This is a genomic window from Bradyrhizobium sp. T-1, assembly GCF_053592855.1.
Window position 1 is genome coordinate 4,755,267 of the sequence record NZ_CM132115.1, and the last position, 15,118, is coordinate 4,770,384.

The following is a 15,118-nucleotide window of genomic DNA, read 5'->3' on the forward strand; positions in this document are numbered from 1 at the left end:
TCTAGAACATGCCGAGCTTGAAGTGATGACCGACGATCTCGCGAAACTTCTTCACCACCTGGAGTGCGTCACGCAGGAGGTGGCGTTCCATGCTGGACAGGTGCGCCGGTCGCACCAGTGTCCCCGATGCGCCGGCGGAGGCGGCCAGTTGCCCGTCGAGCCGAAGCATCAACAGGAACCGGAAGGCCTGTTTCAGATCGCGTCCAAAGTCTGCTTGCAGCACGCCGAGGTCACAGAGCCGGGAGATGCGCTTGTCGGTGGAGGTCTCGCGCAGCCCCTGTCCGAGCGCCAGGCTGCGAATGCCGTGCACGATCGGAAAGATGCCACCTTTCTTGAGGTCGAGCGCGTCTCCCGTGCCCTCGGACGTGATCAAATTGTTGAAGAGGCCGATCGGCGTTTCGAACGCATCGACCGCGCGCGCAAAGTGGGCCATGAACGCCTGCTCACCCCGGGTCATATCGATCAGCGCCGTCTTGGCGTCGTCTAGGAGTTGCTCATCGCCCGCGATCGCCTGCGCATCGTAGATGATGGCCACATTCATGTGCCCGGCCTGGTCGGGAAGCACGATCCAGCGGCGCAGATCTGCGAGATAGTCGGAGAGCGGCCTGGACCAGGCCGGATTGCGCACCATGATGTCGCCAGGACACGGTGGAAAGCCGAAGCTCTGAAGCGAGTCGAAGAAGTCGTGACGGAACGCGTCCAGGATCTCACCCTGCACCGGGCCGGCCAGGATGAGGCCGTTGTCCTGATCGGTCCGTACGGTCTGCTCCCCCCGTCCCTCGCTTCCCATCACGATCAGACAGCTGCCGGTGCGCAGCTTCGCCGGCGCGACCATGTCAAACAACCGCGACAGCAGGCGGCGGTTGAGATCGGAGACGATCTCCGCAATGACCTCCACCTTGACCCCTTGCCGCCGCAGCACGCGCGTTTGCGTCTCGATCTCGCGCGCTGCGGTGGCAAGGTCCTGCCGGCTCGAGGCACGATCGATGCGGCCGGCCGTGACCTGGGCGCTTCCTGCCAGAAATCCCAGCAGGTCGATCTCCTCCAGAATCCCGACGAATTCCTCATCCTCGCGTACGGCAAGCCGCCGCTTGTTGTGCTTGGTCATCAGCAAGAGAGCCGAGGATACGAAATCGTCGCGTCGCAGGGAAACGACGTCGTAATTCGCGAGCGTGCCTACCGCCGTCTGGATGGACTGGCGCCCTAGCACCACCGCCTTGGACAGATTCATGCCGGTGACGATGCCGACCCGCTCGCCGTCCCGCACAAAGAGCGCATTGCTATTGATGTCGCGCATCAAGTGTCCAGCGGTCTCGATCGTGTCGCTGGCCGCCAGAAATACCGGCGGATGCAGGAACAATTCGCCGACCTTGGCGTGCATCAACGAGCCGTAGCGCCGCGCCTCCTCGTCGTTGGCGAGCTCGTCCAGCTTCTGGGAGATCTCGCGGTAGAAGAAGGCGGCAAAGCGCGGATTGGCCTTGATCAGATCGAGGGCGACCTTCCTGGGTATGACATAGCAGAGCGTCTCGTCGCGGGCGAAAAACTGGTGGCCGTTATGATCGTGAACGAGCGTGCGACTGTCGAACGTGTCCTTGGGGCCGAGCAATGCGAGCAGGTCGACCTCGCTCCGCTCCTCGACGATGCCCTTGATCACGACATAGAGTGCCTCCGCCGCAGCGTCCCGCCTGATGATCGCTTCTCCCGGGCTGAAGTAGGCGATGTCGAGCGCCGCCCGCAGCGTCTCGGCCTCGTTCGGCGTCAGACGATCGAACGGCGGGTTGCTGATATCGAACGCCTTGGGCATTTCGGCCTTTCGAGGACGCGGACGACCTGAGGACCCGGCGATTGACCATCAAACGGGTCGCACCGGCGAGGCCAACTGACCCGGCCGGTGCCGAAGCGACATCCCCGGCCCCTCGTTCAGTGAGCCGTCGCCGAAGCAGCTCCGATACCAGTCTGGGAGCGGACATATTGCGCATCGAAGCCATCGCGATCGACCGCGGCACGCTTGCTGCGATCCAGGATCGAGACCAGCCAGATCCCCGCAAAGGCAATGGCCATCGAGAACAGCGCCGGATTGTCCAGCTTGATCGGAGCCGAGCCCTTGGCGAAGCCAAGCGTCACCTCCCAGACGGCCGGCGAGAGCACCACACCGACGACCGCGCTGACCAGACCCAGGAAGCCGCCGACCACTGCTCCCCGCGTCGTCAGGCCCTTCCAGAAGATCGACATCACCAGCACCGGGAAATTGCAGGAGGCCGCGATCGCGAAGGCAAGGCCGACCATGAAGGCGACGTTCTGGTTCTCGAACACGATGCCGAGGAAGATCGCGAGCACGCCGAGCACCAGTGTCGCAATCTTCGACACGCGGATCTCGTCCTGTTCATTGGCGTTCCCGCCCTTGATCACCATGCCATAGAGATCGTGGCTGATGGATGATGCGCCCGCCAGAGCCAGCCCCGAGACGACGGCCAAGATCGTGGCGAAGGCGACAGCCGAAATGAAGCCAAGGAACAGATTGCCGCCCACCGCATTCGCGAGGTGAATCGCCGCCATGTTGGAGCCGCCCTTGATCGCCGCGATTCCGCTCTTGGTCTTCTCGAGGATGCTGCCGTCCAGGAACATCGCGTCGGTCGAGACCAGCGTGATCGCGCCAAAGCCGATGATGAAGGTCAGGATATAGAAGTAGCCGATGAAACCGGTGGCGTAGAACACCGACTTGCGGGCAGCCTGGGCGTCCTTCACGGTGAAGAAGCGCATCAGGATGTGCGGCAGGCCCGCCGTTCCGAACATCAGCGCCAGTCCGAGCGAGATAGCCGAGAGCGGGTTGGAGATCAGAGAGCCGGGCTCCATGATCGCGAGCTTCTTGGGATGCACTTCGGTTGCCTTGGTGAACAGGGCTTCCGGGCTGAACCCGAACTTGTAGAGGACGGCTCCGGCCATGAACGTCGCACCCGCGAGCAACAGCACCGCCTTGATGATCTGCACCCACGTCGTCGCTTTCATTCCACCGAACGTCACGTAGATCATCATCAGGCCGCCGACCAGGACGACTGCGATCCAGTAATCGAGACCGAACAATAGCTGGATCAGCTTGCCGGCCCCGACCATCTGCGCGATCAGGTAGAATGCAACAGTCACCAGCGAGCCGCATGCCGCCAGGATCCGGATCTCGGTCTGCCCGAGCCGAAACGACGTAACGTCGGCAAAGGTGAACTTTCCGAGATTGCGCAACTGCTCGGCGATCAGAAAAGTGACGATCGGCCATCCCACGAGCCAGCCGACCGAGTAGATCAGGCCGTCGTAGCCCGAGGTGTAGACGAGACCCGATATGCCGAGGAACGACGCCGCCGACATGTAGTCGCCCGCGATCGCAAGTCCGTTCTGGAATCCCGTGATGCCGCCGCCGGCCGAGTAAAAATCTGCAGCCGACGCGGTCCGCTTGGCGGCCCAATAGGTGATGGCGAGCGTGAGGCCGACAAACCCGACGAACATGCCGATCGCCGACCAGTTGATCGCCTGCTTCGAGCCGCCCTCGACGGCGCCGGCCGCGAGCGCGATGGTGGGCACGCTTGCGAGCAGAATTACCGATAGCCAGGCGAATCTCTTCACGAGCGGTTCTCCTCGACAATTTTGCGGATGAGTAGGTCGTAGCTGGAATTGGCCTGACGGACGTAGATGCCCGTCAGCACGAAGGCGAGCACGATGACGGACAGTCCGATCGGAATACCGATCGTCGTCACGCCGCCACCCAGCGGTATTCCCAGAAACTTGGGAGCGTAGGCCACCAGCAGGATGAAGCCGAAATAGATGAAAAGCATGATCGCCGACAGCAGCCAGCCCAGCGACGAACGTCGGCGCACCAGCTCCTGGTAATTCGGATCGCGTTCAATCTTTGCGAGGTTGCTCACGTCAATGATCCCCTGGATGATCCTCTGAAATTTCTTGCCATGACGGCAGCCCCTTCTCTCGGGGGAGCCGTCCGACCCTGCACCGGCGGCCGCACGAGCGACATGATCCAGATCAAGCGCGGTCGATCCCGTGCGAATGTGTCTGCAGGCGGCGCGTCAATTGGAAATATCCGCGTCTGTCGACGAAATGGCCCGCGTCGCTTGCGCGCATTTGGGGTCTGGTTGGACGCAATTTGCGTCAGCGCATTGCGGATGATCGGGCGCTACGGTCAAGAACGATCGGCATTTTCAGCCCAAGCGATTTCCAACCCAGGCGATAGGCAAACAAGGGAATGATGAAGGGATAGCCCAAGGCGCTCCGGGCGGATCTCGGTCTGAGCGATGTCGAAACCCGCGAGTTGGTGGTCGAGCGGATATTCGCCGACGTCGACGATTGCTGGCTGTCGATGGCGGTGAGCAGCCCAACCGGTGTGGTCGGAAAGCTGCCGGAAGCGCAGAGCAAGGAGCTCAAACGCCGACTGCAGGCGCCGCTGCCGGCAAGCACCTCTGGAGCGATCACGGTTCACGCCTTGGCCACGGCGATCAAAGGTCGCAAGGCCGCGCCATGATCTCGATGGGCGGACGGCGGCCGACGCGTTACGTCGCCGCCTTCTTCTTCGCCTTCGGCTTCACCGCTCTCGGCGTCGGTTGCGGCTCCGGCGAGCCCTCGATCGCGGACAGGCGTCCGGAGGTGAAGGTGTAGATGCCCGCGCGCGGGCCCGTGGTCCAGGTGACCACCGCAACGCGCCGTCCTGCCGCATCGCTGGAGAGATTGACGTTCGCGGGCGCGCCGATGCCGCGCACCACATCGCATTCGGTGTGGCCAAGCGCGACCGTGCCGCCCATGGGCGCAGGCGCCGTCGTCGAAGCATTGGCGTCGGCAGGTCCAGGCGGCGGCGTCATGCCAGGGCATGCGCCGTCGGCGCTGACGAGATCTTCAGCGCCAACCGGCTTGTCGGGGGTCAGCGGCGGCGACTCGATCGAGATGTTCTTGATGAACAGGCGGCTCGGCTTGTTGAACCATTCGGCGTCCTTGGCGGACGCCAGCAGATCGGTTCCGCCCGCGCAGCCCGCGAGCAGCGGCGCGACAGTGGCCAGCGCAACTATGAGCGACTTTGGAAGCTTTTGATGCCGCACGATGAACTAAATTCCCCGCATGAAGGAGAGGCCCTAAGCGATTGTCCCAACATCACTTTGCGGCACGAAGGTGACCGAAACCAGTTTGGCCGGGAAAGACCAAATTATCATTAATTGGGAACGGCCGCTAATTCCGCCGCTGCCAACGACCCCGTTCGTCGGCCTGCCAATAAGTGACCTCAAATCCGCGCGTCTTGCAATCTGTCCAGGTGCTGCGGGCAGCAGCAAGCGCATCCGGGTCATCGCCATTGAACAGCAGCACCATCCGCTCATAGCCCTCCGCATCCTGCGGCAAGGCGGCGTTGTCGACAAGGAAACGGACATTGGCGCCGTTCGGATTGTCGGCCTCGATCGCCAGCACGATCGGCTGGTCGGCCACATCGTTCACGCGCCATGTCGCATGCGGCAGGAAGGAATCGTCGCGATAGGTCCATAGGTGCGCATCGAGTGCATCGGCGCGCTCCGGCGAGGTCGACTGCACCACGACGCGCCAGCCGCGATCGAGCGATTTTTCGAGAAGCGGCGGCAAGACGTTCTCAACCGTCATGTTTTGCAGATGGTAAAACAGCACTTCCGTCATTTGCGCTCGTAATGATCGGCCACCAGACGATCCAGCAGGCGGACGCCGTAGCCCGATCCCCAGCTCTGGTTGATGTCGGTCTTGGGCGCGCCCATCGCGGTGCCGGCGATGTCGAGATGGGCCCAGGGGGTGCCGTCGACGAAGCGCTGCAGGAACTGCGCCGCCGTGATCGAGCCGCCGTGACGGCCGCCGGTGTTCTTCATGTCGGCGAACTGGGAATCGATCAGCTTGTCGTATTCGGGGCCGAGCGGCAGGCGCCAGACCTTCTCACCGCTCTCGATGCCGGCCGCGAGCAGGCGCTCGGCGAGCTCGTCATTGTTGGAGAACATGCCGGCATGATCGGTGCCGAGCGCGACCACGATCGCGCCCGTCAGCGTCGCCAGGTCCACCATGAATTTCGGCTTGGTCTTCTTGGCCACGTACCAGAGCACGTCGGCCAGCACGAGGCGGCCTTCCGCATCGGTGTTGATGATCTCGATGGTCTGTCCCGACATCGAGGTAACGATGTCGCCCGGCCGCTGCGCATTGCCGTCGGGCATGTTCTCGACGAGGCCGATGGCGCCGACCACATTCACCTTGGCCTTGCGCGCTGCGAGCGCGTGCATCAGGCCGACGACACAGGCCGCTCCGCCCATGTCGCCCTTCATGTCCTCCATGCTGCCGGCCGGCTTGATCGAGATGCCGCCGGTGTCGAAGCAGACGCCCTTACCGACAAAGGCCACCGGCGCCTCGCCCGCCTTGCCGCCGTTCCAGCGCATGATCACGGTGCGGCTCGGCCGCGCCGAGCCCTGGCCGACGCCGAGCAGCGCGCCCATGCCGAGCTTCTGCATCGCCTTGACGTCGAGCACCTCGATCTTGACGCCGAGTTTCCTGAGCTGGCCGGCGCGGCGCGCGAACTCCTCGGGGTACAGCACGTTCGGCGGCTCGTTGACGAGATCGCGCGCGATGATGACGCCGTCGACCACCGCAGCGGCTGCAGCGAAGGCTTTTTTCGCAGCGGCCGCATCGCCGACCGCGAGCGAAACATCAGCGCGCAGGGCGCCCTCCTCGCCATCCTTCTTCTTGGTCTTGTAGCGGTCGAACTTGTAGGCGCGTAAGCGCAGGCCCGAGGCGATCGCAACCGCCTGCTCGCTGGTCATGGCGCCGGTGGCCAGTTCCGCCAGGATGGTCATGGCGGCCGTGCCCGTCTTGAGCTTGCTGGCCGCCAGGCCGCCGAATTTGAGGAAATCGTTGCCCTTCAGGCCGGATGCCTTGCCGGTCCCGATCACGATCAGGCGCTCGGCCTTCAGGCCCTCGGGGGCCAGGATGTCCAGGGCGGCGCCGCTCTTGCCCTTGAATGAGGCGGCGGCCGCCGCCCGCTTCACGATCTCGCCAGCTCCCCCGAGCGCCTTGGCCGTCGCCGGACCGAGCTTCAGAGCGTCGTCACAAAACACGACCAGGATGCCACGGGCGGCACTTGCCAACGGGACGAAGCCGACCTTGATGGCATCGGACATGGGTAACTCCTCGAAAACGTGGGGCTTTTTGCCAAATGGGGGAACCGGCCGAAAGCCGGAGCTGAACGGCGATTCACTCGTCTGCCCCCACTATGGGCCAGAGGCGCGGTCGCTGCCAAGCACCGCCCGTGGCCGACAGGTCACAACCAGGGAAATATTAACCATATATTGAGGGTGCCATGGGTCAGCCATTTTGTTGACGGATCAAAGGGATGGTAGTGAGAAGGTGAGCCTCCGGAAGAGGTGATTGGCCGGCCTTGGGGATCCCCGTCAGGGGATTGGTTGGCCAGAAGAACTTCCGGTGCGCGCGTTGGGGCTTTGGTGGGATTCGTGCGGTAGCGCATGGGGTCGATCGACAGGTATATTTTCCGCACGACGCTGGCGTCGTTTGCGCTCGTCCTGGTCAGCCTCACCGGCGTGATCTGGATTACGCAGGCGTTGCGCGGCATCGACCTGATGACGAGCCAGGGTCAGACCATCATGACCTTCCTCGGCATCACCAGCCTCGTGATCCCGGCGCTGGTGCTGATCATCTCGCCGATCGCGCTGATGATCGCGATCTCGCACACGCTGAACAAGCTCGCGACCGATTCCGAGATCATCGTGATGAATGCCGCCGGCTTCTCGCCGTTCCGGCTGTTCTATCCGTTCTTCTACGCCACCTGCGTGGTGGCGCTGCTGGTCGCCTTCATCGCGGCCTACCTCGCCCCCGACGGCATGCGGCGGATCAAGCAATGGGACGCAGAGATCACCGCCGACGTGCTCACCAACATCCTGCAGCCCGGCCGCTTCGCCCAGCTCGACAAGAACCTCACGATCCGCATTCGCGAGCGCAAGCCCGGCGGCATTCTCGACGGCATCTTCATCGACGACCGTCGCGATCCCAACGAGCGCGTCTCGATCGTCGCCGAGCATGGCGAGGTCGTGAAGAACGAGAACGGCTCGTTCCTGGTGCTCAAGGACGGCAATCTGCAGCGCTTCGAGGCCGGCAAGCGCGATCCTGCGCTGGTGGCGTTCGGCCGCTACGGTTTCGACATGTCGAAGTTCGGCAACCAAGGCCACGACGTCACCCTCGGCATCCGCGAGCGCTATCTGTGGGAGCTGTTCTCGCCGTCCGAGGACGATCCGGTCTACAAGCAGATTCCCGGGCAGTTCCGTTCGGCGCTGCATGACAGCCTGCTGGCGCCGATCTATCCGTTTGCCTTTGCCGTGCTGACCTTCGCCTTCCTCGGCGCGCCGCGCACCACCCGCCAGAGCCGCAATTTCTCGATCGGCTCCTCGATCCTCGCGGTGTTCGGCCTGCGCATGGCGGGCTTTGCCTGCTCGGTGATGGCGGTGAAATCGACCGGCCCGGTGCTGGTGCAATACGCGATGGTTCTCGGGGCCATCGGCGCCGGGCTGTGGATGATCATCGGCGGCATCGTGGTCGAGCCGCCGCCCGGCCTGATGGAAGCCATCAACAGGTCGAACGCGCGCATCGCGCGGCTGTTCGGACGGCCGGCCGCCGCATGAGCATGCTGACCAACACGCTCGGGCGCTATTTCGCCGGCCGCTTCGTGGTCGCCGCACTCGGCGTGTTCGCGAGCATTTTCCTGCTGCTGGTGCTGGTCGACTACATCGAGATGGTGCGCAAGACTTCAGGGCTTGCGTCCGCCTCCGCGATCATGGTGGCCGAGACCTCACTGTTCCGGGTGCCGCAATTGCTGGAGAAGCTGACGCCGTTCTGCATGCTGATCGGCGCCATGGTCTGCTATCTCGACCTTTCCCGCCGGCTCGAGCTCGTGGTCGCGCGCGCCGCCGGCATCTCGGCCTGGCAGATCGTCGCGCCGGCGCTCGGCAGCGCGCTGCTGATCGGGGTGATCGCCACCGTCGCCTACAATCCGACGTCGGCGAACTTGCGCGAACTCTCCAAGCGCATGGAAGCCGAGCTGTTCGGCTCGGCGCCCGGCGGCGGCATTCAGGACGCTTCGGGCTTCTGGCTCAACCAGGTCACCAGCGACGGCCAGACCATCATCAACGCGGCGCGCAGCGAGCAGCAGGGCGTCCGGCTGACGGGGCTCACCCTGTTCCGGTTTGACACAGAGCAGCACTTCAAGGAGCGGATCGAGGCGCGCGAGGCGACACTCGAGGCCGGCCATTGGCTGTTCAAGGGCGTGCGCCGCTTCTCGCTCGATTCCCCGCCGGTCGACCAGGCCAGCCTGGAGATTCCGACGACGCTGACCGAAGCGCAGGTTCGCAACAGCTTTTCCACACCCGAGACTGTGTCCTTTTGGCAACTGCCGAGCTACATCCGCTCGTCAGAGAGCTCGGGGTTCGCGACAGCGGGATATCGACTCCAGTATTACAAGCTGCTGGCACAGCCGTTTTTGCTCGCCGCCATGGTGATGCTCGCGGCTTCCGTGTCGCTGCGCTTCTTCCGGATGGGCGGCGTACAGAAGATGGTTTTGAGTGGCGTGGGCGCAGGCTTTCTGCTCTACGTTCTGTCGAAAGTGACTGAAGACTTGAGCAAGGCTGAGTTGATGCATCCGATCGCTGCGGCGTGGTTGCCCGTAGTGGTGGGCGGCCTCACCGGCTTTTTGGCCTTGCTATATCTGGAGGACGGATAGTGACGGCCGTCCGCCGAGGACAGATGCCTGGCTGGGCGCCGCGCACCTTGGTGCGCGCGAACGGGGGCGGCTTGTCCATCCGCAAGCTCCTGCTGGCCGTCGTCGCCGTCACCTCGCTCGCCGGCATGATGGATCTTGCCGCGGTGGCGCCGGCCGCCGCCCAGAGCTTCACCTACAATCCGCGGCCGCCCCGTCCGACGCCGCCCAAGGCCGCCAATGACGGGCAGATGCTCGTGCAGGCGACCGAGGTCGATTACGACTACAACAATTCGCGCGTCTCGGCGGTCGGCAACGTCCAGCTGTTCTACAACGGCACCAGCGTCGAGGCCGACCGGGTCATCTACGATCAGAAGACCAAGCGGCTGCATGCCGAAGGCAACATCCGCATGACGGATGCCGACGGCAAGATCACCTATGCCGAGATCCTGGATCTCTCCGACGACTACCGCGACGGTTTCGTCGATTCGCTGCGCGTGGACACCGCCGACCAGACCCGCATGGCCGCGACCCGCGCCGACCGCTCAAGCGGCAACTACACGGTGTTCGAGAACGGCGTCTACACGGCCTGCGCGCCGTGTAAGGACGACCCGAAGAAGCCCCCGCTCTGGCAGGTCAAGGGTGCTCGCATCATCCACGACCAGCAGGAGAAGATGCTGTATTTCGAGACGGCACAGCTCGAGTTCTTCGGTGTGCCGATCGCCTACATGCCCTACTTCTCGACGCCCGACCCGACCGTGAAGCGCAAGACCGGCTTCCTGATGCCGGGCTTCACCTCCTACACGGCGTTCGGCTACGGCGTCGAAGTCCCGTTTTACTGGGCGATCGCGCCCGACATGGACGCGACCTTCAGCCCGCGCATCACCTCCAAGCAGGGCGTGCTGTTCCAGGCCGAATTCCGCCAGCGCCTGATGGACGGCGCCTACCAGGTTCGCGTCTACGGCATCGACCAGCTCAACCCCGGCAATTTCGCCGGCCAGCCGGGCGACCGCCAGTTCCGCGGCGGCGTCGAGACCAAGGGCCAGTTCGCGCTGAACGACAAATGGGTCTGGGGCTGGGACGGCGTTCTGCTCTCCGACTACTATTTCATGTCGGACTACCGGCTGTCGGCCTATCGTGATCCGCTCGGCTCGTTCCTGAACCTGCCGACGGATGCGCTGTCGCAGCTCTATCTGACCGGCGTCGGCAATCGCAGCTTCTTCGACGCGCGCACGATGTACTGGACGAGCTTCTCGGGCAAGCAGCAGCAGGTTCCGGTCGTCTATCCCGTGATCGACTACTCGAACGTGCTCAACTATCCGGTCTTCGGCGGCGAGGTCTCCTACAAGACCAACTTCGTCAATTTGACGCGTAACGATGCGGCATTCGATCCGATCACGACGACGGCCAACACCAGCGGCCTGTGCACGACGACCTCGGCCGATCCGCTCGCGCGCACGCCGTCGCAGTGCCTGCTGCGCGGCTTCCCCGGCACCTACACCCGCCTGACGGCGGAGGCGCAGTGGCGCAAGTCCTTCACCGATCCGTTCGGCGAGATCTGGACGCCGTTCGCGATCCTGCGCGCCGACGCGATCAACGCCGACGTCTCCAACCAGCCGGGCGTGTCGAACTACCTGCCCGTCGGCGACACTCAGGCGTTCCGCCTGATGCCGACCGTGGGCCTCGAATACCGCTATCCCTTCATCAACGTTCAGCCCTGGGGCTCGACGACCATCGAGCCGATCGCGCAGATCATCATCCGCCCGAACGAAACCTATGCCGGCAAGCTTCCGAATGAGGATGCGCAGAGCATGGTGTTCGACGCCTCGAACCTGTTCAGCGTCGACAAGTTCTCCGGCTACGATCGCGTCGAGGGCGGCGGCCGCGCCAATGTCGGCGTGCAGGCGACCACGCAGTTCGACAGGGGCGGCGCCGTCAAGGTGCTGTTCGGCCAGTCCTACCAGCTGTTCGGCATGAACTCCTACGCGGTGCAGGACTCCATCAATACGGGCATCAATTCCGGCCTCGACAAGCCGCGCTCGGATTACGTGGCGAGCGCCGCCTACTCGCCGAACAGCACCTATACGTTCAGCGTCCGCTCCCGCATGGATGAGCAGACCTGGAACGTCCAGCGCTTCGAAGCCGAAGGCCGCGCCAACTTCAATCGCTGGTCGGTCGCCGTGATGTACGGCAATTACGCGCCGCAGCCGGAACTCGGCTACCTGACCCGCCGCGAGGGCATCCTGACGTCGGGCTCGATCAAGGTTGCGACCAATTGGGTGGTGACGGGCTCGGCCCGCTGGGACCTCGAGGCCAACAAGATCAATCAGTATGTGCTCGGCGCCGGCTATGTCGACGATTGCTTCGTGCTGGCGGCGAACTATGTAACTTCGTATAGCTATTCCGCGGGCACCACGCCGCCCGTGCTGAGCCACGCGTTCATGTTCCAGATCGGCCTGCGAACGCTGGCAAACTCCTCGGGGACAAGCGGTTCGAGCTACACGCCGTGACCCGATCGCGTGCCCTGCTCGGCTGACATGCGAGCGACAACCATGACGACCCCATTGCCTGTTTTCCGTCTCCTCCTTCTCGTTCTCGGTACCGTCCTGGCTCTCGCCGGCGCGCCAGCGCGGGCGCAGAACATCGTCGTCATGGTCAACGGCGATCCCATCACCGATTTCGACGTCGAGCAGCGCTCCAAGCTCGAACAGTTGACGACGCAGAAGACCCCGAGCCGGCAGGACGTCATCAACATGCTGATCGACGACAAGATCAAGTTGAAGGAAGGCAAGAAATACGGCGTCGACCCCACTGCTTCCGATGTCAACCAGTCCTACGAAGGCATGGCGCAGCGCATGCGCATCTCGCCCGATCAGCTCACCAAGTCGCTCGAGAGCAAAGGCGTGCGCCCCGACACCATCAAGAGCCGCATGAAGTCCGAAATGGTCTGGACCAGCCTCGTGCGCGGCCGCTTCAAGGAGAAGCTGTTGATCGGCGAGAAGGACGTCGCCGACAAGGTGCGGGAAAGCGGGGACGAGAAGCTCCAGATCGAGGGCACCGAATACAAGATGCAGCCGATCGTGCTGATCGTGCCGCGTGGCTCGTCCTCCGCCTTCCAGGAGACGCGGATGAAGGAAGCCGAGCAATATCGCGCGCGTATCGGAAGCTGCGAGGAAGCCAATTCGCTGTTCCGCTCGACGCCGAACGCCACCATCCGCGAGAGCGTCACCAAAACCACCACCGACCTGCCCGAACCGCTCCGCAAGGTGCTCGACGACACGCCGATCGGCCACCTCACCGCCCCCGAGGTGACCAAGGCGGGCATCGAGATGGTCGTGCTGTGCTCGCGCAAGCCGACCACGATCGATACGCCGAAGAAGCGCGAGATCCGCGAGAAGATGTATACGGAGAAGTACGAGAAGACCCAGAGGGCCTATCTCGACGAGCTCCGCAAGGCGGCGATGATCGAATATCGCAACCGCTGATGGCCGCTCCCGCAAAGCCCCTCGCACTGACGCTCGGAGAGCCGGCCGGCATCGGCCCCGACATCACCATCGCGGCGTGGCTCAGGCGCCGCGAGCTCGGGTTGCCCGCATTCTACCTGCTCGGCGACGACGCATTGATCGCGCAGCGCGCCAGCGCCCTCGGCGTTGATATCCGCATCGCGGCCGTGAGCCCGGCCGAAGCCGCAGCCGCCTTCACTGACGCCCTGCCCGTGGTTGCGACCGGCGAGCATGCCACCGCCGCCCCGGGCAAGCCCGATGCTTCGAGCGCGCCGGCTGCACTCGCCTCGATCCGTCAGGCTGTCAGCGACGTGCGCGCCGGCCGTGCCAGCGCCGTCGTCACCAACCCGATCGCCAAGAGCGTGCTCTATCGCGCCGGCTTCCGCCATCCCGGTCACACCGAATTCCTGGCCGAGCTCGCAAGCACGGACGGCCACGTACCGCAGCCTGTGATGATGCTGTGGTCGCCACGGCTCGCGGTCGTGCCTGTGACGATCCACGTATCCTTGCGGGATGCTCTCGCCCAGCTCACCAGCGACCTCATCGTCTCAACCGTGCGCATCGTCGCGACCGAGCTCAGATCTCACTTCGGCATTGCCCGTCCCCGCATTGCGATCTCCGGGCTCAATCCCCATGCCGGCGAGGACGGCTCGCTCGGCCATGAGGAGCAAACCGTGATCGCACCGGCGCTCAAGGCGTTGCGCAACGACGGCATCGACGCCAGGGGCCCGCTGCCCGCCGACACCATGTTCCACGAGGCCGCGCGCGACACCTATGATTGCGCGGTCTGCATGTATCACGATCAGGCGCTGATCCCGATCAAGACCGTGGCGTTCGATGATGCCGTCAACGTCACGCTCGGCCTGCCCTTCATCCGCACCTCGCCCGATCACGGCACCGCCTTCGACATTGCCGGCACCGGCAAAGCGAACCCCGCGAGCCTGATTGCCGCGCTGAAGCTGGCGAGCCGCATGGCGGCTGCGACGCCCTGATGAGCGCGATCGACGACCTCCCGCCGCTTCGCGAGGTCATTCGCCAGCACGCGCTGTCGGCGCGCAAATCGCTGGGCCAGAACTTTCTGCTCGATCTCAATCTCACGGCACGCATCGCGCGCGCGGCGGCGCCGCTCGAAGAGAGCACCATCGTCGAGATCGGTCCGGGCCCGGGCGGGTTGACACGCGCGCTGCTCGCGCTCGGCGCCAGACGCGTCATCGCGATCGAGCATGACGAGCGCGCGATTCCCGCCCTGCAGGATATTTCCGCGCGCTATCCCGGCCGGCTCGAGATCGTGCATGGCGATGCCATGAGCTTCGATCCGCGCCCGCTGCTCGCGGGCGAGCGTGCCAAGATTGTCGCGAACCTGCCCTACAACATCGCGACCCAGCTTCTGATCAACTGGCTCACCACCGAGCCTTGGCCGCCCTGGTACGACATGATGGTGCTGATGTTTCAGCGCGAGGTCGGCGAGCGCATCGTCGCGCGCGAGGACGAGGAGGCTTATGGCCGGCTCGGTGTGCTCGCCAACTGGCGCTGCGAGACAAAGATCCTGTTCGACATTTCTCCATCCGCCTTCGTGCCACCGCCGAAAGTCACCTCCTCCGTCGTGCGCCTCAAGCCGCGCGCGGAGCCTCTGCCCTGCGATCGCAAGATGCTCGAACAGGTCGCAGCCGCCGCGTTCGGCCAGCGCCGGAAAATGCTGCGGCAGAGCCTGAAATCGCTCGGTGTCGATCCCACACGGCTTGCGCAAGCGGCCGGCGTCGATGCGACGCGGCGCGCCGAGACCATTCCGATCTCCGGCTTTGTTGCCATGGCGCGTGAATTGGCGGATATACGCAGCGAAACCTGACAATTCATATTCCGGAGGAAAGAA

General features: G+C 64.1%; 13 protein-coding genes. 7 read left to right on the top strand and 6 right to left on the bottom strand.

The features are described from left to right. Position 1: 1 nt before the first annotated feature. The 3 genes from ACWAT4_RS23110 to ACWAT4_RS23120 all read right to left on the bottom strand — a co-directional run bounded on the left by ACWAT4_RS23110 (position 2) and on the right by ACWAT4_RS23120 (position 3,911). Positions 2 to 1,804: a putative nucleotidyltransferase substrate binding domain-containing protein gene (locus tag ACWAT4_RS23110; RefSeq protein ID WP_449728144.1), complete on the bottom strand. Its 1,803-nt coding sequence runs from the start codon at positions 1,802 to 1,804 to the stop codon at positions 2 to 4. Between the two features lie 116 nt (positions 1,805 to 1,920). Beyond that, positions 1,921 to 3,612 carry a cation acetate symporter gene (locus ACWAT4_RS23115; RefSeq protein WP_212428012.1) on the bottom strand — a complete coding sequence of 564 codons (1,692 nt, stop codon included), beginning with the start codon at positions 3,610 to 3,612 and terminating at the stop codon, positions 1,921 to 1,923. After that, the gene (locus tag ACWAT4_RS23120) at positions 3,609 to 3,911 is read right to left on the bottom strand and encodes a DUF485 domain-containing protein (protein ID WP_212299412.1); all 303 of its coding nucleotides are present in this window, start codon (positions 3,909 to 3,911) and stop codon (positions 3,609 to 3,611) included. The genes ACWAT4_RS23115 and ACWAT4_RS23120 overlap by 4 nt, the downstream gene beginning before the upstream one ends. 398 nt (positions 3,912 to 4,309) lie before the next feature. Here ACWAT4_RS23120 and ACWAT4_RS23125 point away from each other — a divergent pair, with 398 nt between their 5' ends. Continuing rightward, positions 4,310 to 4,519 (top strand): hypothetical protein, encoded by a 210-nt coding sequence (locus tag ACWAT4_RS23125; RefSeq protein WP_249148754.1) that lies wholly within the window; start codon positions 4,310 to 4,312, stop codon positions 4,517 to 4,519. A gap of 28 nt (positions 4,520 to 4,547) precedes the next feature. Here the strand turns inward: ACWAT4_RS23125 and ACWAT4_RS23130 are convergent, their stop codons facing one another. The 3 genes from ACWAT4_RS23130 to ACWAT4_RS23140 form a co-directional block, all read right to left on the bottom strand. Beyond that, entirely contained in the window at positions 4,548 to 5,048 is a 501-nt protein-coding gene (locus tag ACWAT4_RS23130; protein WP_212299819.1) for a hypothetical protein, read from the bottom strand. 166 nt (positions 5,049 to 5,214) lie between these two features. After that, positions 5,215 to 5,667 (bottom strand): DNA polymerase III subunit chi, encoded by a 453-nt coding sequence (locus ACWAT4_RS23135; RefSeq protein ID WP_212299409.1) that lies wholly within the window; start codon positions 5,665 to 5,667, stop codon positions 5,215 to 5,217. Next, positions 5,664 to 7,163, bottom strand: a complete 1,500-nt coding sequence (locus ACWAT4_RS23140; RefSeq protein ID WP_212299407.1) for a leucyl aminopeptidase — start codon at positions 7,161 to 7,163, stop codon at positions 5,664 to 5,666. The genes ACWAT4_RS23135 and ACWAT4_RS23140 overlap by 4 nt, the downstream gene beginning before the upstream one ends. A gap of 342 nt (positions 7,164 to 7,505) precedes the next feature. Here ACWAT4_RS23140 and lptF point away from each other — a divergent pair, with 342 nt between their 5' ends. From lptF to rsmA, 6 genes are read left to right on the top strand one after another with little or no spacing between them, the layout of a single operon-like run. Next, a complete protein-coding gene (gene lptF / locus ACWAT4_RS23145) occupies positions 7,506 to 8,675 on the top strand; it encodes an LPS export ABC transporter permease LptF (RefSeq protein ID WP_212299405.1) in 1,170 nt (389 codons plus the stop codon). Next, positions 8,672 to 9,769: an LPS export ABC transporter permease LptG gene (gene lptG / locus ACWAT4_RS23150; RefSeq protein WP_212299404.1), complete on the top strand. Its 1,098-nt coding sequence runs from the start codon at positions 8,672 to 8,674 to the stop codon at positions 9,767 to 9,769. Before lptF ends, lptG begins: the two co-directional genes overlap by 4 nt. Then, positions 9,769 to 12,255 (top strand): LPS-assembly protein LptD, encoded by a 2,487-nt coding sequence (locus tag ACWAT4_RS23155; RefSeq protein WP_212299402.1) that lies wholly within the window; start codon positions 9,769 to 9,771, stop codon positions 12,253 to 12,255. The genes lptG and ACWAT4_RS23155 overlap by 1 nt, the downstream gene beginning before the upstream one ends. 42 nt (positions 12,256 to 12,297) lie before the next feature. Next, positions 12,298 to 13,230, top strand: a complete 933-nt coding sequence (locus ACWAT4_RS23160; RefSeq protein WP_212299400.1) for a peptidylprolyl isomerase family protein — start codon at positions 12,298 to 12,300, stop codon at positions 13,228 to 13,230. After that, positions 13,230 to 14,240, top strand: coding sequence for a 4-hydroxythreonine-4-phosphate dehydrogenase PdxA (pdxA, locus tag ACWAT4_RS23165; protein ID WP_212428006.1), 1,011 nt, complete (start codon positions 13,230 to 13,232; stop codon positions 14,238 to 14,240). The genes ACWAT4_RS23160 and pdxA overlap by 1 nt, the downstream gene beginning before the upstream one ends. After that, positions 14,240 to 15,094: a 16S rRNA (adenine(1518)-N(6)/adenine(1519)-N(6))-dimethyltransferase RsmA gene (rsmA, locus tag ACWAT4_RS23170; RefSeq protein ID WP_212428005.1), complete on the top strand. Its 855-nt coding sequence runs from the start codon at positions 14,240 to 14,242 to the stop codon at positions 15,092 to 15,094. Before pdxA ends, rsmA begins: the two co-directional genes overlap by 1 nt. The last annotated feature ends 24 nt before the right edge of the window (positions 15,095 to 15,118 follow it).

Bases quoted from the DNA above. Each gene is read 5' to 3' on its own strand.
- ACWAT4_RS23110 (WP_449728144.1), bottom strand. From the start codon at position 1,804: ATGCCCAAGGCGTTCGATATCAGCAACCCGCCGTTCGATCGTCTGACG.
- ACWAT4_RS23135 (WP_212299409.1), bottom strand. From the start codon at position 5,667: ATGACGGAAGTGCTGTTTTACCATCTGCAAAACATGACGGTTGAGAAC.
- ACWAT4_RS23140 (WP_212299407.1), bottom strand. From the start codon at position 7,163: ATGTCCGATGCCATCAAGGTCGGCTTCGTCCCGTTGGCAAGTGCCGCC.
- lptF (WP_212299405.1), top strand. From the start codon at position 7,506: ATGGGGTCGATCGACAGGTATATTTTCCGCACGACGCTGGCGTCGTTT.
- lptG (WP_212299404.1), top strand. From the start codon at position 8,672: ATGAGCATGCTGACCAACACGCTCGGGCGCTATTTCGCCGGCCGCTTC.
- ACWAT4_RS23160 (WP_212299400.1), top strand. From the start codon at position 12,298: ATGACGACCCCATTGCCTGTTTTCCGTCTCCTCCTTCTCGTTCTCGGT.
- pdxA (WP_212428006.1), top strand. From the start codon at position 13,230: ATGGCCGCTCCCGCAAAGCCCCTCGCACTGACGCTCGGAGAGCCGGCC.
- rsmA (WP_212428005.1), top strand. From the start codon at position 14,240: ATGAGCGCGATCGACGACCTCCCGCCGCTTCGCGAGGTCATTCGCCAG.